Genomic DNA, 22598 nt, shown 5'->3' with positions numbered 1-22598 from the left:
CCTGATTGGAGCCAACCAGACAATGAGTTACGACGAAATTCGAACCGCACCTAACCGAGCAGGATGCTGTGGAAAACTTCCGGTATACTCCTCACACGAATTTTTAGCGTGTGTCTTGGCGCGTGTGTTTGAGACTATTTTTGAGCGTATCTGTAAGAGTATCTTTGAGGGTGTTTTGATGTACGGGATGATTCGCAACCTGCTGTTCAAATTGCCGCCAGAGCGGGCGCACAATCTTAGCTTGAAAGGGCTGGATATGGCCCATCGGTTGGGCGTGCTGAAGTATTTGGCGCCGGCTGTTCCTGCACACCCGGTAACGGTGATGGGTCTGGAGTTTCCCAACCCGGTGGGATTGGCGGCGGGGCTGGATAAAAATGCCGATCATATGGACGCTTTGGGCGATCTCGGCTTTGGTTTTATTGAAGTGGGCACGGTCACGCCCTTGGCTCAGCCCGGCAACCCCGAGCCCCGACTGTTTCGCTTGCCCGAACACCAGGCCATTATTAACCGCATGGGTTTTAATAACCAAGGCTTGGGGCGTTTACTGGCCCAGGTAGACCGCCGAAAATTTCGCGGGGTGCTGGGTATCAACGTGGGTAAGAATAAAAACACCCCGGACCAAGACTCGGCGCTGGATTACCGCAAGTGCATCACCGCCGTGTATAACCGCGCCGACTATATTGCGGTCAACGTTTCATCGCCCAATACACCAGGCCTGCGGGACCTGCAATTTGGTGATTCGCTGAAGCAGTTGTTGGCCGCTGTAAAAGATGAACAACTCAGCTGCCAAAAAGAGCATGGCCGTTATGTGCCCATCGCGGTGAAAATTGCGCCGGATATGGACGACGCCGGCATCCGGTTTGTGGCAACGGCGCTGGTGGAAAGCGGACTGGATGGGGTGATTGCGACTAACACAACTATTAGTCGCGAAGCCGTGGCCGGCCACAATCACTGTAACGAAGCCGGTGGCCTAAGCGGTGCGCCGGTACGCGAACCCTCATTACGCGTTATTCGCGGACTGCACGCCGAGTTGGGTGAACGGCTGCCGATTATCGGTGTGGGCGGAATTACTGATGGCGCCAGCGCGGCGGAGAAAATTCAGGCGGGTGCTAAATTGGTGCAAATCTATACCGGTTTTATATACAGGGGTCCTGGGCTGATTGGCGAAGCGGCAGCGGCGATTAAAGCGTTGGGTTGAGGGAATGCCCAAATGTTACCCATAAAAGAAGGGCCCGCTAAGCGAGCCCTTTTTGGGGAACTACAGTCCCCTGCGGTTTACCGCGATTTTACGGGGCGGGTGGCCCCGTTCGGTTTTATCGACTACTCATCCAGTTTTCAGATTGCTCCGATTAGTGGGTTGCGTACAAACACCGAACTTAATTATGTAATGTCGTTAATGATAAACTTAACCACTACGTCCATCACGCAGTGGTGACGGTGGCTAATCGATGGATGCCAGAGACACCGGTCAAACCATCCCATTGATCTGTGCGGCCTTCTCGCCACCCATTTAGCCATTCTTGACGAATTTCAGCTTGTTCAATGGGACAGCTGTCTTTTGATTTACCGGACACTCCTGCGAGATAACCCCGCTTGAATGCTCGAGCGACCATGTCTCTTTTCTGTCTTTTCATGCCGTTCCTCACTGATGGATTAACAGAAACAAGCGTGTACACATTCTGCAGAGGTATCGACAAACGGAGTGGCGAAATGGTTTTCGCTACAACCCACTATTGCCAGCTCACACCAGAGCAGTCAGGATCCTGTTACTGGGGGCAATTGCCCCGAAACGACGCGTCAAGTACAAGGTATGCCGAACTGACTGTTAAAGTACAACACTATTTCGATCTAAGAAGTTTATTTTTTAGATGCTATACGCATAAAAATTAACCCTAAAGTGGTTAATGAGCCCAATTCCAGAAACTTAGCCGTCCCGACAAAACCAGGAGTTCCACTTGTCCCTACCTCTCTTTTTTGTAACCTGCCCAAAAGGCGTTGAATATTTGCTGGCGGACGAGCTGGACGGCTTCGGTCTAAGCTTGGTTCGCCACGCGCCCGCTGGTGTGTGGGTGGAGGGCACGTTGGAAGGGGGATACCGCGCTTGCGTGTGGTCACGCCTGGCGAACCGGGTCATCCTGCACGTGGCGGAAGTCGCCGCAACCAGCGATGACGAGTTGTATGACGGCGTGGTGCATCTGGACTGGCAGCAGCACATTGCGGTTAGCGGCAGCTTCAAAGTGAATTTTATTGGCGAGAACGAAGCTATTCGCAATACCCAGTATGGCGCACAACGGGTGAAAGACGGCATTGTCGATCGCTTTACGGCCAACGGAGGTAAGCGCCCGGCGGTAGAGGCCAAAACGCCCGATGTGATTGTGTCGGCGCGCTTGCACCGCGGCCAATTGACTCTCGGCATTGATTTGAGTGGGCACAGTCTGCATCAGCGAGGCTATCGCGCCGAGCAGGGCCAGGCGCCGCTTAAGGAAAATCTGGCAGCTGCGCTGCTGATTCGGTCTGGCTGGCCCGAAACGGTCGCCGCCGGCGGTGATTTTATTGACCCAATGTGCGGCTCCGGCACGCTGTTGATTGAAGCTGCGCTGATGGCTCTGGACATTGCGCCGGGCCGCCGCCAAGACGGTTTTGGTTTCGAAAAATGGCTGGGCCACGATGCTGAACTGTGGATGTCGCTACGCCAGGAAGTGGAACGCCGTGCCCATGCCGGCAAACAAGGTCGCATACCGCGCATTGCCGGCTTTGACGAAGATCGCCGGGTATTGTCAACGGCACGCAACAACTTGCAGCGGGCGGGGCTGGACAGCATTGTTGAGCTCACAGAAATACCGCTGCAAGAGCTCGAACTCAGCGGTGACTGGGCCGAACAGGGCCTGGTAATGACCAACCCTCCTTACGGTGAACGCCTGAGTGAGCGTAAGTCACTGGCAGAGATTTATCAGGCCTTAGGCGCGGCGGTAAAACGGGTAACGCCAAACTGGCGGCTGGGAGTGTTTACCGGAGCGCCGGAATTCGGTAAATCCATTGGCTTGCGCAGTTTTAAACAGTACAAGCTGTTCAACGGTAAGCTGCCGGCCCAACTGCTGTTGTTCACGGTAGATGAGGCCAGCGCGCGTATTCCGAAAGATCCGGCAGCGCCGGGTGAAATCCTGCCGCGCATTGCCAACGAAGAGCGCGCGGCCATGCTGGCGAACCGCTTGAAAAAGAACGTCAAAAGCATTGGTCAGTGGGCACGCAAACAGAACATCAGCTGTTACCGCCTGTACGACGCCGACATGCCGGAATACGCATTGGCGATTGATATCTACAATGATTGGGTGCACGTGCAGGAATACATGGCGCCCAAAACCATCGACGAGCGTGCTGCTCGTGAGCGTCTGTCAGAAGCCCTGGCGGTGATCCCCGAAGCGCTGGGCATTGCGCGTGACCGCTTGGTGTGCAAGCAGCGCCTGCGTCAAACCGGCACCAGTCAGTATGAAAAGCAGGCGGCCAGCGGCGAGTTTTTCGAGGTACAGGAACACGGCTGTACGCTAAAAGTGAATTTGAAAGACTACCTGGATACCGGTTTGTTTCTAGACCACCGCCCGCTGCGCCAGTGGATTCAGCAGAATGCCCGCGGTAAGCGCTTTCTGAATCTTTTCTGTTACACAGGCGCGGCCACGGTGCACGCGATTGCCGGCGGTGCCAGCCGCTCTTTGAGCCTGGATATGTCGCACACCTACGTCAGCTGGGCCAAAGATAACCTGGAATTGAACCACGCTGATCCGCGCAAGCATCAGGTGGACGCCGTAGATTGTCTGGCGTGGCTCGCAAGCAAGCCCAAGCCAGACCAGCGTTTTGATTTGATTTTTATGGACCCACCCACTTTTTCCAACTCGGCGAAAATGATTGGGGTTCTGGATATTCAGAAAGATCATGCCAAGCTGATTCGCCAGGCCATGCAGCGCTTGACCAATGATGGCCTGCTGGTGTTCTCCAACAACTTCCGCCGTTTCAAGCTAGACGACGAAGTCAGCGCGGAGTTTGCGGTGGAGGAGATCAGCAAAAGCACCATCGACAAAGATTTTCAGCGCAACCCGCGTATTCACCGCTGCTGGAACATACGCCACCCGCTGCAAGCGCGAGATGCGAGCGCCTTTTACGTTGGCTAAGGCTGAGGGAACAGCGCCAGACCGGGGACAGACCGGGGACAGATTTCAAATCTGTCCCCTAGAGACCATGACCAGGACAGGGACAGATTTCAAATCTGTCCCTAAGGGATCAAGATCAGGACCGGGGACGGATTTCAAATCCGTCCCCTAGGAATCCGTCCCTTCGGTGAATCCGTCGTCGCCCAATACGCCGTAGTGTTGGGCCAACATTAGCAGCGCATACACGCCGTTTTCCGGCAGCTGCGGTTCCAGACCTTCCTCAATCAGCAGGGCGCGGCGTTCGTCTTCCAGGGTTTCGCTGTCTACGCCGATGATCAGGTCGGTGATCGGTGCGATTTCAAAAGGCGCATCCTGGCCGATCGCCGTGAAAATCCGGTCGATCAGAATTTCGTCCGGATCCAGACCGTCTACGTAAACCGTCTGGTCGGGCAAGTCCTGGTGCAGTTCGCGGGTCAGTTCTATCAGTGGTACTCCTTGTTCTTCAAGGTAGTTCAGGTCGATACCGCCGGTGTCGCCGTCTTCTGGCAGCCAGTCGTCTTCTGGTGCAATAACCACGGTTTTCATGGTGCCATCCACCAGCGACCAAGCCATGGCAGTGGGGAATAGGGTGTCGTCATCCTGATAGTATTCAATATCGAGAAAACACGGTTTGGCCAAGGGCTGGGCTCCTGTAGGATTGAGTATCTGGGGCTGCATAACATAGTGTTGGCGCTATTATTATTGAATTAAGGACACCATGGAACACATTGATTTCAACAACGATCTGCTTTCGTTTCTGAACCAGTCACCAACGCCGTGGCACGCTGTTGCTACCATGAAAAAGCAGCTGGACAGCGCGGGTTTTCATCCGCTGGATGAAAAAGATGACTGGTCACTGCAAGCCGGCACCGGTTATTACGTCATTCGCAACGGCTCGTCGATTGTGGCCTTTCGTACTGGCAATACGGACACAACCAAAGCCGGCGTGCGCATGGTTGGCGCTCACACTGACAGCCCGTGCCTGAAAGTAAAGCCCAATCCGGTACTCCGTCGCAAAGGCTTCTTGCAGCTGGGCGTTGAAGTCTACGGCGGTGCCTTGCTGAATCCGTGGTTTGATCGCGATCTTTCCCTGGCCGGGCGAGTCACTTACGTTGACGGCAACGGGCAAGTGCAAGATGCGCTGATCGACTTTCGCAAGCCGGTGGCGTTTATACCCAGCCTGGCCATTCATCTGGACCGCGAAGCCAACAGCAACCGCACGGTGAACCCGCAAACCGATTTGCCGCCGGTGCTGATGCAGGTGCCTGAAGACGACACCACCGATTTTTCCAGCCTGTTGATCACTCAGCTGAAAGCCGAGAAGGGCGTTACCGCAGAGCGTATTCTGGGCTACGAACTGAGCTTTTACGATGTGCAGCAAGCGGGCTTTGTAGGTCTGCGCAATAACTTTATTGCTTCAGCTCGGCTGGATAATTTGTTGAGCTGTTACATCGGCTTGCAAGCATTGCTGGAAGCAACCGGTGAACAGCCGGCGTTACTTGTGTGCAACGACCACGAAGAAGTGGGCAGTATGTCTGCCGAAGGTGCCCAGGGGCCTTTTTTAAGCTCGGTGCTGGAGCGCTGGTGTGGCGCCGGAAAAAACCGTGCGATTGCCCATTCAATGATGATTTCGGCGGACAACGCCCACGGCATCCATCCGAATTTTATGGACAAGCACGACGAGAATCACGGCCCGCAGCTAAACGCCGGCCCGGTAATCAAAGTAAATCACAATCAGCGTTATGCGACCAACAGCCGTTCGGCGGCGGTTTATCGTCACCTGAGTGACCAGTTGGGCCTGCCCCATCAAACTTTCGTTGTGCGCAGCGATATGGGCTGTGGCAGCACCATAGGACCGCTGACAGCCGCGAATCTGGGTGTGACCACCCTGGATATTGGCGTGCCCCAGTTTGGTATGCATTCCATTCGCGAGATGATTGGTGCCGACGACGCCTATACGTTGTTCAAAGTATTGACCGGTTTTTACCAAAGCCCCCAGGTTTTTTGAAGGCCAGAACGAAAAATGCCGCTGATTCTTTCGAATCAGCGGCATTTTAAAATAATTGGCTCCCCGAGCTGGGCTCGAACCAGCGACAAACGGATTAACAGTCCGTTGCTCTACCAACTGAGCTATCAGGGAACAGCATCAAGTCGGCGCGGATGTTATTCGCTTTGAGCCCCGGAGTCAACACCCTGAAATAAAAGGTTTGTTAGCGGTGGCTCAAAGCAAAGGTACCAGGTGGGGCCACACATTATCCAGCAAAATGCTTTGGGCCGGTTCCGTAGGGTGAATGCCATCGCTTTGCATTAAGCTGTCAACGTTGTAAATGTCGTCCAGAAAAAAGGGCACCAGTGCGGAATCGTAGCGTTGCGCCAAATCTCCGAAAATAGCGGCGAAAGCTTGGGTGTAACGGTCGCCGTAATTGGGGGGTATTTGCATACCCACCAGAAGGGTTTGGGCGCCGGCCTGCTGGCTGTTTTTAAGCATCAAGGCCAGGTTTTTTTCGATCACCTGCGGTGGAAAACCGCGCAGGCCATCGTTGCCACCCAGCTCCACAATCACCAGTTGCGGTTGGTGCTTGCTCAATAAACCCGGCAGCCGGCGGGCGCCGCCGTCGGCGGTTTCGCCACTGATGCTGGCATTCACCACGCTCCAGTCGCTGTGGCCATTATCGGCCAGGCGTTGGCGCAGCAAATTTACCCAGGCGGTTTCTTCCGGTACGCCGTAGGCCGCGCTTAGGCTGTCGCCCATTACCAGCAGGGTGTTGGCACTGATAAAACCAGGCGTCATAACCAGCACAAGCAGCAGTGCAAATGATCTGACCGCCGGTAAAACCGTATTCTTAAACACTGCGTAGTCTCCCAAATTTTTCGCCACAGGACAGGATTAACCAGAGCCGTGAATCAATCTAATGACCAGACGCCACCGAACCCCCACGTGATATTGCGGATCAGCAAGCTGACACACAAGGTGGACCTTGAATCCAATACGCTAACGATCTTGCAAGGAGTCAACCTGGAAATCAATCAGGGCGACTCCGTCGCTATTGTCGGGCGCTCCGGCTCCGGAAAAACCACCTTGCTGGGCTTGCTGGCCGGGCTGGACACGCCGAGCGAAGGCAGTATTGAACTGGATGGTGCAAACATCAGCGCTCTGGGCGAAGACGAACGCGCCGCGCTGCGGGCCCAAAGAGTTGGCTTTGTGTTTCAGTCATTTCAATTATTGCCGGCTCTGACCGCTCTTGAAAACGTGATGTTGCCGCTGGAACTGGCCGGTCGCCAAAATGCCGAAGCGCGAGCGCGGGAGCTTTTGCAACGGGTAGGCTTGGGCGAGCGTCTGACGCATACCCCGCGGCAGTTATCCGGTGGCGAGCAGCAGCGGGTGGCTATCGCCCGCGCCTTCGCTTGCGAACCTGCGATCCTATTCGCCGATGAACCTACCGGCAATCTCGATAACCGTACCGGCAAAGACGTATCGGATTTGCTGATGGCACTGAACCGCGAGCAGGGCACCACCCTGGTGATGGTTACTCATGACGAACAGCTGGCGGTCCGCTGTGGCCGACAGTTCCACATTGAGGGTGGCGTGTTGAGCGAGCCGGAAACCCGCCAGAAGGCAGTAAGCTGATGGCGGCTACCGGTAAATTGCAGTCGGTGCGCCGTGAATGGCGCGAGCGGGATGTTCGGGTGGTGCTGGCGGCGCTGATTATTGCCGTGGCCACGGTGGCCACCATCGCGCTGTTTGCCAGCCAGTTGCAACGCACTCTGGTGTCATCGGCCAGCTCGTTCCTGGCGGCTGACCGCCAGCTGGAATCGGAAAACGGCCAACCACTGCCGCCGGCCTGGCTCGTTGAGGCGCAGCAGCGTGGATTGGAAACGGCTGAAATGACCCAGTTTTCTACCATGGTGTTTGGCGGTGGCAACTTCCAACTGGTTTCGGTGAAAGCGGTGAGCGATGGTTATCCGCTGCGTGGCGAAGTCGAAATTCGCACGAGTTTGGATGAGCCACGGCAAACCCTGAAATCTGGCCCTGCTCCCGGTGAGGTTTGGATAAACCCGCGCTTGCTGCGCTTGCTGGAATTGAATGTGGGCGATGAACTTGAGTTGGGCACTCGCAAGTTGGTGATCGGCAGTCTGCTGGAGCGCGAGCCTGACGGTGGCTTCAGCATGGCAGCGTTGGCGCCACGGGTGATGATGCACCAAGCTGATGTAGCATCGACCAGCGTTCTGCAAGAAGGCAGCCGGGTCAGCTTTGTGTATCTGTTCGCCGGCGGTGCGGCTGAGCTATCGGGTTTTGAGCAGTGGCTAAAACCCCAGCTGCAATCCAGCCAGGAATGGCGCAGTGTGCGCGACGGTGAAACCCTGTCGGCCTCACTGGAGCGGGCCGAAAGCTTCCTGCTGCTGGGCGGCAGCCTGGCCGTACTCCTGGCCGCGGTGGCGGTGGCAGTGGCCAGTCGTCAATACGCCTTGTCGCAGCGCGATACGGTAGCTTTGCTGAAAACCTTGGGCGTCGGCAGCCCTCGCATCGGCCGTTTGTACCTGCGCCGACTGGCCGTTTGGGGCGTTGTCGGCATGGTCGGTGGTTTACTGGTGGCCTTACCGCTGTTCTGGGGCCTGAGTCGGATATTAGGTGATGTGCTGGATCAGCCTGTTGACGTTTACCTTGACCCAAAGGCTCTAACGCCGGCGGTTCTGACGGCCCTTGTGTCGCTGTTCGCTTTTGCTTACCCGCCCATACGCCGCCTGCGCAAAGTTCCCGCTATGCGGGTGCTGCGCAGCCAGCCAGGGGAATCCCGGCGCGAGCTGGTGCCCGACTTTATCATCGGTATCGTGGGTGTGTTTGGTTTGGTGTGGGCTTACGCCGGCGATGTGCAGTTGGTGCTGGCGTTATTAGTGGGCCTGGGCCTACTTCTGTCCACTTTGGTGTTGCTGGGCTGGATGTTGGTGCTGGGCTTGCGCACAGTGCGCGGCGGCGGCAACGCCTGGCGCCTGGCGTTGTTGGGTCTTTACCGACACCGTCAGGCGAGCTTGTCGCAAATTGCTGTATTCGCCATGACGCTGATGCTGGCCACCACCCTGATTTTGGTGCGCACCTCTTTGCTGGACGACTGGCGTGCGCAGCTGCCTGAAGGCGCGCCCAATCACTTTATGGTGAATATAAGCCCTCAGGCCGTGAACGATATCGACGAATTCTGGAACAGCCGCGGCCAGCCTCTGGACGCTATGTACCCCATGGTGCGTGGCCGCCTGACGTTGCTCAACGGCAAACCGATAAAAGAAGCGGTGAGTAAAGACGAACGGGTGAATGCGTTGAACCGCGAGCTGAATCTGACCTGGATGGATACGCTGCCAGAAAACAACCGCATTGTGGATGGTGAATGGTTCGCCCCGGGCAAAACGGATGGCGTATCGGTGGAATCTGAGCTGGCTGGCAAGCTTGGCATTACGCCGGGTGACGTACTGACCTTTACCATTGGTTCGGAGCAGATCACTGAAACCGTGACCAGTATCCGCAGCGTGCAGTGGGACAGTATGACACCCAACTTCTACGTAGCGTTTTCGCCAGATAGCAGTCTGCGCCAGTTGTCGGCAACCTGGATCACCAGTTTCTTTTTGCCGAAAACGGCGAAAAATGAACTGAACGCATTCTCCCGCCAATTCCCCACAGTATCGGTGCTTGAGGTTGACAATATTATCGAACGCATTCAGCTGATTGTGGTGCAAATTACCCAAGCCATCGAGGCTATTTTAGGGTTGATTTTAGCAGCTGCGCTGGTGGTGATGGCGGCGGTAGTCAGCGCCACCTTGCAGGATCGCCAGCGCGAAGGGGCGCTGCTGCGTACCTTGGGCGGTCGTCAGAGTTTGCTGGTGCGGGCAACCATGCTGGAATTCGCGTTGCTAGGAGGTTTTGCTGGTATTCTCGGCGTTGTTGCGGCTGAAGCCGCGGTCTTTGCGCTTCAGATGAAAATGTTTGAAAGGGATTTCCGTGTTCACTGGCTGGTCGTGCTACCAATTCCATTTATCAGTGCGGTGGTGCTGTCGCTGTTCGGACGCTGGCAGTTGCGTCCGGTGTTAACCGTGTCGCGATGCTGCTGTGCGGCGGCTGGAGTAGCTTTGCAACTTTAACGGCGCAGCCATTTGGCTGCGCGCAACCCAGTCACGTACCGTCATGGTAGAGTCTTCATAAAGCGTCCTGTATTACTGGGAGATTCTTTATGAACAGATCATCGGGAAAACTGATCGTTTTTTATGATGGCTCGTGTCCTGTCTGCATCCGCGATCGCCGCTGGTACGAAAAGCTGGCGGGTAGAACAGGAGAAGCCGTTGAGTGGCTGGATATTACCGGACGTGATGAGGAGCTTCTTCAGCAGGGTATTCATCCAGATAAAGCGTTGCGGGAATTACACGTTAAGGATGCACAAGGCCAAGTGCATCGCGAAATAGACGCCTACATCCTCTTAATGTCTCGAGTTACAATTTTAAAGCCATTGGCATGGTTAATCGCCTTGCCTGTGGTGCGCCCCATGTTGGCGTGGTTATACCATCGGTGGGTCGCGCAGAGGCTCCTGTCCCGTGCCTGACTTTCATTAATCCGCACCCCTCCCTTCGGGAACGACCATGTGTTTGGTGGAACGCGCCAACTTTTGGTCTTATGTCGGTGCCGACTGGCTACCGCACGTTGCAGATTCTGACACAATGATTTGGAGTCCGGTTGATGACACAAAACGTGCGGGAGGTTCTTGCCTCTGTAAAATCTCTTCTGGTTGGTACTGTTGCCTTCACTGCCGGCAACAGTCTACTGGGCGTTGTCCTGCCGCTCCGCATGGAGGCTGCAGGCTATCCGGTTGCGCTGATCGGTGCGATCATGGCGGAGCAGGGGTGGTTTTGATGGACTTCCTGCGCTGCCAAGCCGGTCACTCGTCAAATAGATCCGTGTGCCGGCCCGTGCGCTCGAAGCGCACATCATCACCATCGATCTTGTAGATGAGCAGCCAATCCGGTTCGATGTGGGCATCGCGGAAGCTGCGCCATTCCCCCTTGAGCGGATGGTCTTTGTACTCCGCTGGCAAGGGCTGACCCTCAAGCAGTAGTCGCATCGGCTGTTTGATCTTTTCCATATCCTTGCCGCGCTTCTTAGCGGCCTTCAGGTCACGCTTGAACTGGCCGGAATAGACGGGATTGAGCATCAGATGCCTAGCTCATCGAACAGTGACTCGGCGCTTTCGGCTCGGTGCAAATCCTCGCCGCGTTCGCTTTTGACGAGAGTCTCGGCGGTCAGCCGGTTGGGTACGCGCATCTCGAACGGCAAACCTTGCTCGCTGACCACTTTAGTCAGGCCGATGCGTACGAAATCAGACACGGTAAGCCCCATAGTGGCCAGTATCGCGGTGGCCTCATCTTTTAGGTGCCGATCAATTCGAGCGCGGACAACGTCGTTAGCAGCCATGATATTTTCTCTGTATAAGTGACTCTAATAATGTAGCTCAGATGAGCCACGCTATCAAGATCACTTCCTAAATGCCGCTCCCTCGGCTGCGCTGCTTCTGAGTCTGTGTGCAATTTTTTGTGTCAGTGGTGGGTTATTCAGGCTCAGGACACCGCTTGTTGTACAGCATCTTGTACGGAATAGTATTGAAAGTGTGACAGTCTTACAGTCTTACAGTCTTACAGTCTTACCGTCTTACCGTCTTGGCGTCTTGGCGTCTTGGCGTCTTGGCGTAGCGTGGGTAGAGGTTTGCCAAGTTTTGCGGGGCCGAACATGGCGTTTAGATGAACAAGGATGAAATCATTGGATACGGGGTTTAGATTTTGCCCGGTAAGGAATGCATTGATCGCTGGGAAGATGAGGGGGGTGCGACATTGACGCATCTGGTCGATAAGCACCGCCTTGAGAGAAGAAAATAAATCTTTCGCAGTTCTCAACGTTGCAGCCTTTCGACTGCATCGCCGATTTCCATGAAACGCCCGGGCTTATCCGGCCCAAGCGTTTTCCAATACTGCACGCACGTCTTTCAAATCGGCTTCTTTCGGGTTGAACATGATGGCGCCGTCGTCCAGCGCCATTTGGGCAATGGCTTCCAGCTGGTCGTGGGTCACCTTGCCGCTTTCTTTCAGGGTGCGCGGCAATTCACACTGCTGATACAGGGTGTTGCGCATCTTGCGAAGGGCGGCAATGCTGGCTTCGGCTCGGCGACTGGAAGGCGTGGCGGAATACACTTCCGGGCCATCCAAATAGAGCAACAGCTCACCCAAAGGCTGGCGAATGGTTTCCAGGTTGTATTCCAGCACGTAGGGCAGGTACAGGCTCATGCACAGGCCGTGGGGCAGGTGGCAGATAGCGCCCGTGGCGTGGCCAAGCGCGTGTACCAGGCCCACCATGGAGTTGGAAAATGCGATGCCCGCCATAGTAGATGCCTGCGCCAACTCCAGGCGGCCGTCGACGTCTTTGGGGTTGTCCATCACCTTGGGCAGAAACTGGCTGACCTTTTTGATGGCTGCTGTGGCATAAGCGTCGCTGAGCGGGTTCTTCGCCATGCAGGTGAAGGCTTCCACCGAGTGAGTCATGGCGTCCATGGCCGTGGCTGCAGTGATGTGCGGCGGCAGGGTGACGGTCATTCGTGGGTCGATAATTGCGGCGTTGGGCAGCAAAAATGACGAGGTAAAGGGCAGCTTTACGCCTTTTACCTCGTCGGTGATCACCGCCACAGACGTCACTTCCGAGCCGGTGCCTGCCGTGGTAGGCACCACAAAAAACGGATTCAACGGTTTCTTGATCACACCGGCACCGCTGTATTTGGCCAGGTCATCGCCGCCTGCGGACACCAGAATGTTCACCGCTTTACCGGTATCAATGGCCGAGCCACCGCCTACGGCGATGATCGAGTCGCACTTCTCTTTGCGGTAAAGCGCGGCAATGGTACGCACCACGCTGATAGACGAATCGGGTGGCACGTCATCAAAAATGCAGACGATTTCTAAACCGCTGTCTTCGCAGGCGGCAATTACCGGGTCTAGCAAGCCGGCCGCGCGCACGCCCTTGTCGGTCACAATCATCGGGCGCTTGGCTCCAATGCTGGTCAGCTCGTAGGGGATGTGTTCCAGAGCGGCTTTACCGGCAATAACTTTGACCGGGCAGAAGAACTCGTAATATTGGCGGCTCATGATGCTCTCGCTGTTTTGATGAAATGGGTCGCAACTTTCAGGTAAATCCGTGCTGCGCTGATGAGTTTCTCAGGCAGCTGCAAATTTGGGGGATAGGCTTTCACCGCGCGTTTGGCCACCAATTTTGGCAGAATAAAGGCTTCCAAGCGGTTCAGAATGCGGGTCATACGCACCGCGTAACTAATGTCGCCATCCACCAGCATGCGATCGTTGGCGAAGGCCACTGAGGTTTTTTCCTGGAAAGAAAGCGCCAGAAATGCGTGTTCCAGGTGTTTGAATTTTATCGATAAGTCGATTGGCCGTGGCGCTTCTCCTCTGTGGTATTTAAAACGTCCGTCGCCGACGTGCTCAATCAACAGGCTGGCGCCCTTGGGCATCACCATCATCTGAAATAGAAAACCGGTGGGCAGTGGGCGCGCTTCATTGCACACCTCGTCGTCCACTTCGCTGACCGCCTGCAAGGCTCGGCCCATTACCTGAAACATAATGTTTACGTATAACCGCTTGGCTTTTGAGCCCAGTGGCCGAAGGTGCTTTGTTGCCATGGTTATTACCCACTGTGAATGTCACTGTGCGTATTTTTAGAGTGATTACTCTATAAAGTCAATCGGCCTTACCGAGCTGTCGCTCAAAGCCGTGACAATGATCATTTTTTGCCATAAAAAAAGCCGCAGGCGTGTAAGTCTGCGGCTGTAGAAACTGTGATTAACGGGCTATTGGGTCAGGCGCGTCAACTTGGCCTGAGCTTCCTGGCCGATTTCGCCACCGGCCTGCGCAGCGGTGCGGTAGTTCGCAATGGCCTCACCACGGTCGTTCTGTTTCACCGCAATGTCTCCCAGGCGCAGAAACGCGATGGATGTAGGCACCGACTGGTTGGCCTGGGTCAGATTGTCTTTGGCCTTGCTCAGGTTATTCTGTTCCAGTGCGTTCAAGCCGCTGTAGATACGGTACACATACATTTCCGGGTAAAGCTCAACTGCCTTGTCAAAATCTTTAGCGGCTTTGTCCAGATTTTCCTGCTGCTGGTACAAACGCCCGCGCAGGTTATAGAACATAGCTTCTCGCGGGGCCAGCTTGATTGCCTGGTTCACTTTGTCGATGGCTGCCGCGTATTCTTTTTTACCAGCCAATTCCACCGCCTTGTCGTGGGCGTCGTAAGCGGGCTGCAGCTTTCTTAGCAGGGCGGTTTTCTTCTGGTATACGTCCTCACCGCGATAGCCGCCGCCACCGATTTCGCTCACCAGCTTACGGTTCTCGGCCACCCTTTTGGCGGATGGCGGGTGAGTAGCAAACAGTCCGTCGATGAATCCGGCGCTGCGGCCCTTGGACATTTCCAGAAAAATCTGCTGCAGCTCTACAGCGGCCTGGGGGTCATAGCCGGCCGCTTTCATATAGCGAATGCCGTAATAGTCGGACTCCAGTTCGTCGCCCTGGCTGTACTGCGCCAGCGCAAGTTGTGCGCCAACGGCCGCGCCGCCCATCACCATGCCCGCCCATTCGTTATCCGTCAGCGCCAGGCCCAGAGCACCCACTCCTAAGCCTATAATCTGCGCCTGCTGCATACGCTGCACACTGTGGCGGGCAGCGGCGTGCACAATCTCGTGGCTCAGCACCGAGGCCAGCTGGGCTTCGTCGCTGAACTCGGTCAACAGGCCACGGTTAATGGCAATCTTGCCGCCGGGCAGGGCCCAGGCGTTGGGCACGCTGCTGTTCAGCACCACAAAATCGTAGGGCAGGTCAGGCCGGTCGCTCACAGCCGCCAGTTTCATGCCCACTTCGCGAACGTAAACGGTCAGCTCAGGGTCGAGATAAAACTGCCCATCCTGGGTTTGCTGGGTGGGTTTGTACTGCTCGGCACCCATGCTCAATTCCTGATTTTCTGGAATAATGGACAGTTGGCGTTCCCCGGTGACCGGATTGACTGAGCAGCCGGCCAACGTAAAAGCCAGCGTTAGCGCCGTAAGTAGGACTTTCAACATCTGGGATTTGGTGATTGGGTTCACTGCGAGCTCCTGCTGATTCACAAGTTATGAGGGCTTTATAGCATAGGTGGCGTTCCGCCTTGCTACTCACTGACGTTAAATCCGCTGATTCGTTAGCCTTGAAATGCCTCCGGGTGGCCCCATTTCTGCTTCCATGATCCATGGCGTCGCACGAATCGCCACTTATTTTACGTTCCACAGTAGTCAGGAGAGATACGCACCATGACGGTTGAATCGCATAAAGAAACTCTGGGTTTTCAGACCGAAGTAAAGCAGCTGCTACAGCTGATGATTCACTCCTTGTATTCCAACAAGGAAATTTTCCTTCGTGAGCTGGTTTCCAACGCTTCTGACGCAGAAGACAAGCTGCGCTTCGCCGCTCTGAAAGACGACGGCCTGTACGAAGGCGATTCCGAACTCAAAATTCGCCTGGCGTACGATGCCGAAGCCAATACCGTCACCTTGAGTGATAACGGCATTGGTATGGCCCGCGAAGACGTGATCAGCAATCTGGGGACTATTGCCCGTTCCGGCACCGCGGATTTCCTAAAGCAGTTGTCTGGTGATGAGAAAAAAGACAGCAAGCTGATCGGCCAGTTTGGTGTAGGCTTTTACTCGTCATTCATTGTGGCTGACCAGGTTGACGTGTTTACCCGCCGCGCCGGTGCACCCGCATCCGAAGGCGTACATTGGGCGTCTAAAGGCGACGGTGAATTCACCATCGAAACCGTTGAACGCGCCGAGCGTGGCACCGAAATTGTGTTGCAGCTGAAGCCGGAAGCCAAAGAATTTGCCGATGGCATGCGCCTGCGCAACCTGGTAAAGAAGTACTCTGACCACATTTCGTTCCCGGTGGTCATGGCGTCTGAATCCGAGGAAGAAGAGCAAAAGGGCAAAGACGAAACGGTCAACGATGCCACTGCGCTCTGGACACTGCCGCGCACGGAAATTAAAGACCAGGAATACAAAGAGTTCTACAAGCACATCTCCCACGATTTTGAAGACCCTTTGAGCTGGTCTCACAATAAAGTGGAAGGCAAGCTGGAATACACCAGCCTGCTGTACCTTCCGGCCCGCGCGCCGTTTGATCTGTACAACCGCGAAACACCCCGTGGCTTGAAACTCTACGTTCAACGCGTGTTCATTATGGACGACGCCGAACAGTTCCTGCCGCTGTACCTGCGTTTCACCAAGGGTGTAATTGATTCCAGCGATCTGTCGCTGAACGTGTCCCGTGAAATTCTGCAGAACGATAGCATCGTCGCCAGCATTCGCACCGCGGTTACCAAGCGAGTTCTGGACATGCTGTCGAAGCTGTCTAAGAAAGAAGGCGACGAATACCAGAAATTCTGGAACGAATTTGGTGCAGTACTAAAAGAAGGCCCGGCGGAAGACTTCGGTAACCGCGAAAAAATTGCGGGTCTGCTGCGTTTTGCCTCTACCCACACCGGTGAAGAAGCCCAGAATGTATCTTTGGAGCACTACATCGGCCGCATGAAAGAAGGCCAGAAAAAGATTTACTACATCACTGCTGACAACTTCATGGCCGCCAAGAGCAGCCCGCACCTGGAAGTGTTCCGCAAGAAAGGCATTGAAGTGCTGATTCTATCTGACCGCATTGACGAATGGATGATGGGCTACCTCAATGACTTCGACAGCAAGCAGTTTCAGGACGTGGCTCGCGGCGAGCTGGATCTGGGTGATGTAGAAACCGAAGAAGACAAAAAGCACCAGGAAGAAGCCACCAAAGAACATCAAGGCCTGCTCGAGCGCATAAAAAAGGCTTTGGAAGAACGGGTTCAAGAAGTGCGCGTAACCAACCGGCTGACCGATTCACCAGCTTGCCTGGTAGTGGCGGATTTCGACATGGGCGCCCAGATGAAAAAGATTATGGAAGCCGCTGGCCAGAGCGTGCCAGACAGCAAGCCGATCTTCGAAATCAACGTGGACCACCCGCTGGTGCAGCGCTTGGAGCGTGAGCAGAGCGAAGATCGCTTTGGCGAGCTGTCTGCGGTTCTGCTTGACCAGGCTACCCTGGCCAGTGGCGAACAGCTGAAAGACCCGGGCGCCTACGTAACACGCCTGAACCGTCTGCTGTTGGAGCTGGCTAACTAAGCCAGACCGGATACGAGCCATGCAACGCATTGTGGTGGACATCAGCATTGGCCCTGACGAGTGGATAAAGCTCTACCAGGGCCTTGCACAAGATGTGACCGCACGGGCCCGGGACGGACGCTCTGTCCGTTTCCCGGCTCGAATTCTTTCTCGTTTTTATCTGAACGATGGCGTTCGTGGCAGTTTTTGCATCAGCTTCAACGACCAAGGCAAGTTTGAAACCATAGAACGCGTATAATCCCTTCTTCTCTATCTCCTGATTTTTTGGCATCCTCAGTGCCACTTTTGTTATCACTTTTTCACCGCTGTTTTGACCTGCTCTGGAGCGCTCATGCGAATTATTCTGGCCCCGATGGAAGGGCTGGTGGATGCACCTATCCGTGAAACTCTCACCAAAGTGGGCGGTATTGACCGGTGCGTAACCGAATTTATTCGCGTAACCCACGGCATGCTGCCGCCGCGGATTTTCTACAAATACGCGCCCGAACTTCATAACAACTCGCTGACCCGGGTGGGCGTGCCAGTGGCGGTTCAGCTGCTGGGTTCCGACCCGCACATGATGGCCCGCCATGGTGCTAAAGCCGCAGAACTGGGCGCCACCCAGGTGGACATCAACTTTGGCTGCCCGGCCAAAACCGTGAACAAGCATAAAGGCGGTTGTGTGTTGATGCGTGAGCCTGAGCTAATGCATGAAATTACCGCGGCCGTGCGCCAGGCCGTGCCAGCCGATATCTTGGTGACGGCCAAAATGCGTCTGGGTTACGACGACCGCTCTATGGGCGTGGCCTGCGCGCAAGCCCTGGACGCCGCAGGCGCCGGGGAAATCGTTATTCACGCCCGCAGCAAAACCGACGGCTATAAGCCACCTGCTTACTGGGAAGAAATTGCCAAGGCGCGGGAAGCGGTAAAGGCCAAGGTAATCGCTAACGGTGATATTTTTACGGTGGCTGACTACTGGCGCTGTCGTGAAGTGTCTGGCTGTGACGATGTAATGATTGGCCGTGGCCTGGTGGCGCGGCCGGATTTGGCACGCCAAATTCGCGCCAGCCAGCGCGGTGAAAGCATCGAGCTGATGACCTGGCCGGAAGCACTGGCTCTGGTGCAAGAATACGGGTACGCGCTTCAGGGCTGGCTGGAGGACAAATACGTAACCGGGCGCATCAAACAATGGATGAACTATTTACGCCAGGGTTTTAGCGAAGCCGAGGCCCTTTGGCCCCAGGCACGAAAAATTCGTGAAGTGGCACCTATGTTCGAGTTCCTTAATCAGGCCACAGCCGTCGATCAACGCTTAATTGATTTCTGCCAACAGCAGAATGTTGCGAACAGTCTAAACTAAGGCAGACGCGCCTGCACAGTCATAGGTAAAAGCTAACTGCCGCGGTAGTCAAAGAAAATTATATTAATGCTAGTTTGTTGGCCTATAGTCAGGTATAGCCACATCAGAGAAGCACAACACAATTGTCATGCAGTCTTTGAGTGAAGCCAACACCCCCTAAGAATAGTGGAGAAAAAACATGGCTGATAGCAATCCAACGGCGGGCAAATGCCCGGTCATGCACGGCGGCAATACCTCCTCCGGCAGCAGCAACATGAAATGGTGGCCCAGCGCCTTGAACCTGGCCATCCTTAATCAGCACGACAGCAAAACCAAGCCGCTGGGTGCTGTTTTCAATTATCGCGAAGAGTTGAAAAAACTTGACGTAGACGCCCTGAAAAAAGACCTGAACGACCTGATGACCGACAGCCAGGATTGGTGGCCGGCGGATTGGGGCCATTACGGCGGTCTGATGATTCGTCTGGCATGGCACGCAGCCGGTTCCTACCGCGTTACCGATGGCCGCGGTGGCGCAGGCACCGGCAACCAGCGTTTCGCTCCGCTAAACTCCTGGCCGGATAACGGCAACCTCGACAAAGCCCGCCGCCTGCTGTGGCCGGTCAAGCGCAAGTACGGCAACAAGCTGAGCTGGGCCGACCTGATTGTGCTGGCGGGTAACGTGGCTTATGAATCCATGGGCTTCAAAACCTTTGGCTTCGCCTTTGGCCGCGAAGACATCTGGCACCCGGAAGAAGACATCTACTGGGGAGCGGAAGACGAGTGGCTGGCTACCAGCGACAACGAAAAGAGCCGTTACAGTGGTGATCGTGATCTGGAAGACCCGCTGGCCGCGGTGATGATGGGCTTGATCTACGTGAACCCCGAAGGCGTTGACGGCAACCCGGACCCGCTTGCAACGGCCCGCGACGTGCGCGAAACGTTCAAGCGTATGGCCATGAACGACGAAGAAACGGTCGCGTTGACCGCAGGTGGTCACACCGTGGGTAAATGCCACGGTAATGGCGATCCGGCAAACTTGGGCGAAGCACCGGAAGGCGCTGAAGTAGAAGAGCAGGGCCTGGGCTGGAATAAAAAGACCGGTACGGTCGGTAATCATACGGTCACCAGCGGTCTTGAAGGTGCCTGGACCACCAATCCCACCCAATGGGACGACGGCTACTTTAAATCGCTGATGAACTACGACTGGGAGCTGACCAAGAGCCCGGCCGGCGCTTGGCAGTGGCAACCGGTGGACATGAAAGAAGAAGACAAGCCGGTGGATGCAGAGAACCCGTCCGTGCGTCGCAACCCGATCATGACCGACGCCGACATGGCCATGAAAATGGACCCGGAGTACCGCAAGATCTCCGAGAAGTTCGCCAAAGATCAAGCCTCCTTTGAAGACGTGTTTGCTCGCGCCTGGTTCAAATTGACTCACCGCGACCTTGGGCCAAAAGTGCGCTATGTCGGCCCGGAAGTACCTCAGGAAGATCTGATCTGGCAAGACCCGACGCCTGCCGGCAACACCGGTTATAACGTCGATGCCGTTAAAGCGAAGATTGCTGCCAGTGGCCTGAACGCTACCGACATGATCAACACCGCTTGGGACAGCGCCCGTACCTACCGTGGTTCGGATATGCGCGGTGGCGCCAACGGATCGCGAATTCGTCTTGCCCCCCAGAAAGACTGGGAAGGTAACGAACCCGAGCGCCTGGCCCGTGTATTAAGCGTGCTGGAAGCTATTGCCGCAGACGCCGGTGCCAGTGTGGCCGATGTGATTGTGCTGGCGGGTAATGTTGGCTTAGAGCGGGCGGCTAAAGCCGCGGGTGTAAGCGTAAACGTGCCATTCTCAGCCGGCCGTGGCGATGCCACCGACGAGATGACTGATGTGGAATCTTTCGAACCGCTGGAGCCCATTCACGATGGCTTCCGTAACTGGGTGAAAAAAGATTACACGGCTACCCCGGAAAAACTGTTGCTGGACCGTGCTCAGCTGATGGGCCTGACTGCGCCGGAGATGACGGTGTTACTAGGCGGAATGCGTGTGCTTGGCACCAACCACGGTGGCAGCAAGCCCGGCGTATTCACCAACAGGGAAGGGCAACTGACCAACGACTTCTTTGTGAACCTGACCGACATGGGGAACAGCTGGAAGCCGACGGGGAAAAACTCTTACGAGATTCGCGATCGCAAAACCGACGCAGTGAAGTGGACCGCCACCCGAGTAGATCTGGTGTTCGGCTCCAACTCGATCTTGCGCTCCTACGCGGAATTTTATGCTCAGGACGACAACAAAGAGCGCTTTGCGCATGACTTTGTGACCGCCTGGACCAAAGTCATGAATGCTGACCGGTTTGATCTCGCGTAAGCGTAAAGGGTATTTAAAAAGGCGCTTCAGCGAGAGTTGAAGCGCCTTTTTTTATTAAAAATGACTCCTTCTAAACCAACGTGCTTCATGTAAACATGAATATATTATGAATTAATCGCAACGCCATCATTATTGTTAAATTTTGGAAACAACTCAAAGGCACGATGCGTGAAAACTGGGGCAAACTGACTGACGATGAGGTAGATGAGATGGGTGGCCGCAAAGATCATTTCTTGGGCAAAGTTCAAGAAAAATACGGCGCAACACACTGGCATTGGTTTTTAAGGATTATTAATGCACATGACTTCGGATTTTATTGAAAAACTGGGCATTCGTTTCCCAATTATTCAGGCACCAATGGCTGGCGTATCTACGCCGGAGTTGGCCGCCGCGGTGTCGAACGCGGGCGGGCTCGGTTCACTGGGGATTGGCGCTAGCACAATTGACCAAGCTCGAAACATGATTGAACAGACGCATCGGCTAACCGGACAACCGTTCAATGTGAACGTCTTTTGCCACGCCCCTGCAACGCGTGACCCTGACAGAGAAAAAGCGTGGCTTGCGTATCTTGCTCCACTGTTCAGCGAAGCCGGGCTGGATCCGCCCGATCAACTCGACGAAATTTACACTTCATTCCTTGTCGAAGACGAACAATTCGAGATGTTGCTTGAGCTGCGCCCGGCTGTCGTCAGTTTTCATTTCGGCATACCTTCTGCTGACTGTATTGCCTGTTTGCGTGAGGCCGGCATTTACACCATGGCAACGGCGACCAATCTTTACGAGGCAACACTGATCGAGCAAGCGGGAATAGATGCCATTGTCGCCCAGGGTATTGAAGCCGGCGGGCACCGGGGTATGTTTAACCCGGAAACAACGGATGAGTGTTTGAGTACGATGGTGCTTGTGTGTTTGCTGGCAAAGCACACAACACTGCCTATCATCGCGGCGGGCGGCATTATGGACGGCCATGCCGTCAACTCGGTGCTGAAACTTGGAGCGGTAGCTGCCCAGCTAGGAACGGCATTTGTTCTGTGTCCCGAATCTGCGGCCAATAGCGCCTATCGCGAAAATCTGAAAAGCCAACGTGCAACGCAGACACGATTGACGGATGTCCTATCCGGCCGGCCGGCACGGGGAATGGTTAATCGATTGATTACATTTGGCGAAGCAGAAGGCAGCCCGTTTCCCGCGGATTACCCGCTCGCTTACGCTGCAGCTAAACGACTTAGTGGGGCAGCATCCAAACTGGGAAACAACGAATTTGCCGCGCAATGGGCAGGGCGCACCGCTGGCGCGTGAGCTACCGGCGTCGGAGTTGATGAGCGTGCTGATGGCTGAAACTCGTATCGAATAGTAGGCTTGTCTCGATTTTAATCGCGCTTTTAAGCCCGATTTTAATTGAAACTCAATAAGCCGCAACACCTCAATTTTGTTCAATATACTATGCTGCCGGGCGTGTCAGAATCCACTCC

20 protein-coding genes, 1 tRNA gene and 1 pseudogene are annotated in these 22598 nt (G+C 55.2%); 13 read left to right on the top strand and 9 right to left on the bottom strand.

Annotated elements, in window-relative coordinates:
* The first annotated feature begins 178 nt into the window (after window positions 1–178).
* Window positions 179–1198, top strand: coding sequence for a quinone-dependent dihydroorotate dehydrogenase (locus MELB17_RS14465; RefSeq protein ID WP_036184883.1), 1020 nt, complete (start codon window positions 179–181; stop codon window positions 1196–1198).
* A gap of 223 nt (window positions 1199–1421) precedes the next feature.
* Here the strand turns inward: MELB17_RS14465 and rmf are convergent, their stop codons facing one another.
* On the bottom strand, window positions 1422–1634 hold the full coding sequence (gene rmf, locus MELB17_RS23910) for a ribosome modulation factor (protein ID WP_007351027.1): 213 nt from the start codon (window positions 1632–1634) through the stop codon (window positions 1422–1424).
* A gap of 321 nt (window positions 1635–1955) precedes the next feature.
* Between rmf and rlmKL the strand changes: the two genes are divergently transcribed.
* The gene (gene rlmKL / locus MELB17_RS14455; RefSeq protein ID WP_036184881.1) at window positions 1956–4163 is read left to right on the top strand and encodes a bifunctional 23S rRNA (guanine(2069)-N(7))-methyltransferase RlmK/23S rRNA (guanine(2445)-N(2))-methyltransferase RlmL; all 2208 of its coding nucleotides are present in this window, start codon (window positions 1956–1958) and stop codon (window positions 4161–4163) included.
* Between the two features lie 147 nt (window positions 4164–4310).
* Here rlmKL and MELB17_RS14450 read toward each other — a convergent pair whose 3' ends face one another.
* Entirely contained in the window at window positions 4311–4820 is a 510-nt protein-coding gene (locus tag MELB17_RS14450; protein WP_007351025.1) for a hypothetical protein, read from the bottom strand.
* A gap of 79 nt (window positions 4821–4899) precedes the next feature.
* Here MELB17_RS14450 and MELB17_RS14445 point away from each other — a divergent pair, with 79 nt between their 5' ends.
* Window positions 4900–6189: a M18 family aminopeptidase gene (locus MELB17_RS14445; RefSeq protein WP_007351024.1), complete on the top strand. Its 1290-nt coding sequence runs from the start codon at window positions 4900–4902 to the stop codon at window positions 6187–6189.
* A 56-nt stretch (window positions 6190–6245) separates the two neighbouring features.
* Here the strand turns inward: MELB17_RS14445 and MELB17_RS14440 are convergent.
* Window positions 6246–6321: transfer RNA gene (locus MELB17_RS14440), tRNA-Asn, on the bottom strand.
* An 81-nt stretch (window positions 6322–6402) separates the two neighbouring features.
* Window positions 6403–7032, bottom strand: coding sequence for an arylesterase (locus MELB17_RS14435; protein ID WP_007351023.1), 630 nt, complete (start codon window positions 7030–7032; stop codon window positions 6403–6405).
* Window positions 7033–7080: 48 nt separating this feature from the next.
* On the opposite strand from MELB17_RS14435, the gene MELB17_RS14430 reads away from it, so the two are divergent.
* The 4 genes from MELB17_RS14430 to MELB17_RS24640 all read left to right on the top strand — a co-directional run bounded on the left by MELB17_RS14430 (window position 7081) and on the right by MELB17_RS24640 (window position 11070).
* Complete coding sequence (locus tag MELB17_RS14430; RefSeq protein WP_007351021.1) at window positions 7081–7809, top strand: ABC transporter ATP-binding protein; 729 nt, start codon at window positions 7081–7083, stop codon at window positions 7807–7809.
* Window positions 7809–10307 carry an ABC transporter permease gene (locus MELB17_RS14425; RefSeq protein WP_007351020.1) on the top strand — a complete coding sequence of 833 codons (2499 nt, stop codon included), beginning with the start codon at window positions 7809–7811 and terminating at the stop codon, window positions 10305–10307. The genes MELB17_RS14430 and MELB17_RS14425 overlap by 1 nt, the downstream gene beginning before the upstream one ends.
* Before the next feature lie 89 nt (window positions 10308–10396).
* Window positions 10397–10762, top strand: a complete 366-nt coding sequence (locus tag MELB17_RS14420; RefSeq protein ID WP_007351019.1) for a thiol-disulfide oxidoreductase DCC family protein — start codon at window positions 10397–10399, stop codon at window positions 10760–10762.
* 134 nt (window positions 10763–10896) lie between these two features.
* Window positions 10897–11070, top strand: coding sequence for a hypothetical protein (locus tag MELB17_RS24640; protein WP_007351018.1), 174 nt, complete (start codon window positions 10897–10899; stop codon window positions 11068–11070).
* 25 nt (window positions 11071–11095) lie between these two features.
* Here MELB17_RS24640 and MELB17_RS14415 read toward each other — a convergent pair whose 3' ends face one another.
* The 5 genes from MELB17_RS14415 to MELB17_RS14390 all read right to left on the bottom strand — a co-directional run bounded on the left by MELB17_RS14415 (window position 11096) and on the right by MELB17_RS14390 (window position 15346).
* Window positions 11096–11368 (bottom strand): type II toxin-antitoxin system mRNA interferase toxin, RelE/StbE family, encoded by a 273-nt coding sequence (locus tag MELB17_RS14415; RefSeq protein WP_007351017.1) that lies wholly within the window; start codon window positions 11366–11368, stop codon window positions 11096–11098.
* A complete protein-coding gene (locus MELB17_RS14410; RefSeq protein WP_007351016.1) occupies window positions 11368–11628 on the bottom strand; it encodes a type II toxin-antitoxin system RelB/DinJ family antitoxin in 261 nt (86 codons plus the stop codon). The genes MELB17_RS14415 and MELB17_RS14410 overlap by 1 nt, the downstream gene beginning before the upstream one ends.
* Window positions 11629–12152: 524 nt before the next feature.
* The gene (locus MELB17_RS14400) at window positions 12153–13343 is read right to left on the bottom strand and encodes an iron-containing alcohol dehydrogenase (RefSeq protein WP_007351014.1); all 1191 of its coding nucleotides are present in this window, start codon (window positions 13341–13343) and stop codon (window positions 12153–12155) included.
* A complete protein-coding gene (locus MELB17_RS14395; RefSeq protein ID WP_007351013.1) occupies window positions 13340–13888 on the bottom strand; it encodes a hypothetical protein in 549 nt (182 codons plus the stop codon). The genes MELB17_RS14400 and MELB17_RS14395 overlap by 4 nt, the downstream gene beginning before the upstream one ends.
* Window positions 13889–14056: 168 nt before the next feature.
* Entirely contained in the window at window positions 14057–15346 is a 1290-nt protein-coding gene (locus tag MELB17_RS14390; RefSeq protein WP_007351012.1) for a M48 family metalloprotease, read from the bottom strand.
* Window positions 15347–15547: 201 nt separating this feature from the next.
* On the opposite strand from MELB17_RS14390, the gene htpG reads away from it, so the two are divergent.
* The 6 genes and pseudogenes from htpG (at window position 15548) to MELB17_RS14365 (ending at window position 22480) form a co-directional block, all read left to right on the top strand.
* Window positions 15548–17440: a molecular chaperone HtpG gene (gene htpG, locus MELB17_RS14385; protein ID WP_007351011.1), complete on the top strand. Its 1893-nt coding sequence runs from the start codon at window positions 15548–15550 to the stop codon at window positions 17438–17440.
* A gap of 19 nt (window positions 17441–17459) precedes the next feature.
* The gene (locus MELB17_RS14380) at window positions 17460–17678 is read left to right on the top strand and encodes a DUF2835 domain-containing protein (RefSeq protein WP_007351010.1); all 219 of its coding nucleotides are present in this window, start codon (window positions 17460–17462) and stop codon (window positions 17676–17678) included.
* Window positions 17679–17771: 93 nt separating this feature from the next.
* Complete coding sequence (locus tag MELB17_RS14375; protein WP_007351009.1) at window positions 17772–18779, top strand: tRNA dihydrouridine synthase; 1008 nt, start codon at window positions 17772–17774, stop codon at window positions 18777–18779.
* Window positions 18780–18957: 178 nt separating this feature from the next.
* Window positions 18958–21126, top strand: coding sequence for a catalase/peroxidase HPI (katG, locus tag MELB17_RS14370; RefSeq protein WP_007351008.1), 2169 nt, complete (start codon window positions 18958–18960; stop codon window positions 21124–21126).
* A gap of 110 nt (window positions 21127–21236) precedes the next feature.
* A complete protein-coding gene (locus MELB17_RS23905; RefSeq protein WP_319795886.1) occupies window positions 21237–21446 on the top strand; it encodes a CsbD family protein in 210 nt (69 codons plus the stop codon).
* Window positions 21427–22480: pseudogene (locus MELB17_RS14365) on the top strand (NAD(P)H-dependent flavin oxidoreductase). The gene MELB17_RS23905 and the pseudogene MELB17_RS14365 overlap by 20 nt, the downstream one beginning before the upstream one ends.
* Window positions 22481–22598 lie beyond the last annotated feature (118 nt).

Origin of the sequence: Marinobacter sp. ELB17, from assembly GCF_000169375.1 — a bacterium.
In the GTDB taxonomy this organism is placed as follows: domain Bacteria; phylum Pseudomonadota; class Gammaproteobacteria; order Pseudomonadales; family Oleiphilaceae; genus Marinobacter.
The sequence above is the reverse complement of the archived record's forward strand: the minus strand, read 5'-3'. Positions and strand labels throughout refer to the sequence as shown.

Coding starts and splice junctions, on each gene's coding strand:
- MELB17_RS14395 (WP_007351013.1), bottom strand. CDS start 13,888: ATGGCAACAAAGCACCTTCGGCCACTGGGCTCAAAAGCCAAGCGGTTA.
- MELB17_RS14375 (WP_007351009.1), top strand. CDS start 17,772: ATGCGAATTATTCTGGCCCCGATGGAAGGGCTGGTGGATGCACCTATC.
- MELB17_RS14425 (WP_007351020.1), top strand. CDS start 7,809: ATGGCGGCTACCGGTAAATTGCAGTCGGTGCGCCGTGAATGGCGCGAG.
- MELB17_RS14415 (WP_007351017.1), bottom strand. CDS start 11,368: ATGCTCAATCCCGTCTATTCCGGCCAGTTCAAGCGTGACCTGAAGGCC.
- MELB17_RS24640 (WP_007351018.1), top strand. CDS start 10,897: ATGACACAAAACGTGCGGGAGGTTCTTGCCTCTGTAAAATCTCTTCTG.
- MELB17_RS14400 (WP_007351014.1), bottom strand. CDS start 13,343: ATGAGCCGCCAATATTACGAGTTCTTCTGCCCGGTCAAAGTTATTGCC.
- MELB17_RS14445 (WP_007351024.1), top strand. CDS start 4,900: ATGGAACACATTGATTTCAACAACGATCTGCTTTCGTTTCTGAACCAG.
- MELB17_RS14465 (WP_036184883.1), top strand. CDS start 179: ATGTACGGGATGATTCGCAACCTGCTGTTCAAATTGCCGCCAGAGCGG.
- katG (WP_007351008.1), top strand. CDS start 18,958: ATGGCTGATAGCAATCCAACGGCGGGCAAATGCCCGGTCATGCACGGC.
- MELB17_RS14410 (WP_007351016.1), bottom strand. CDS start 11,628: ATGGCTGCTAACGACGTTGTCCGCGCTCGAATTGATCGGCACCTAAAA.
- MELB17_RS14380 (WP_007351010.1), top strand. CDS start 17,460: ATGCAACGCATTGTGGTGGACATCAGCATTGGCCCTGACGAGTGGATA.
- rmf (WP_007351027.1), bottom strand. CDS start 1,634: ATGAAAAGACAGAAAAGAGACATGGTCGCTCGAGCATTCAAGCGGGGT.
- MELB17_RS14420 (WP_007351019.1), top strand. CDS start 10,397: ATGAACAGATCATCGGGAAAACTGATCGTTTTTTATGATGGCTCGTGT.
- htpG (WP_007351011.1), top strand. CDS start 15,548: ATGACGGTTGAATCGCATAAAGAAACTCTGGGTTTTCAGACCGAAGTA.